The organism is Clostridium sp. OM05-9, assembly GCF_003481465.1.
GTDB lineage: Bacteria > Bacillota > Clostridia > Lachnospirales > Lachnospiraceae > Coprococcus > Coprococcus ammoniilyticus.
In genome coordinates, this window is record NZ_QULF01000015.1 from 1 (window position 1) to 251 (window position 251).

General features: G+C 46.6%; 1 protein-coding gene. It reads left to right on the forward strand.

Annotation, left to right across the window (positions count from 1 at the left end):
- A partial coding sequence (locus DXB77_RS13095) for a hypothetical protein (RefSeq protein WP_207665166.1) occupies positions 1–251 on the forward strand: 251 nt, incomplete at both ends.

Below are 251 nucleotides of genomic sequence, written 5' to 3' on the forward strand. Positions count from 1 at the left end.
AGTGGTGAAGGTAATGTCACCGTCACCAAGGATGCGACAGCAACCGTAACTGTAACGAACACTTATACAGAAGATAAGGGAAGCCTGACGGTAGCCAAGGCAGTTGCAGGATATACCTTTGATACAAGCAAGACATTCATGATTTACGTAACAAACGCTAGCGGCGAATATGTTCTTGCAGATGGAAGCATAAGCGCAACCAAGACAGGAATCAGCGTGCCGGCAAACGGAAGCGTAACGATCAATGACAT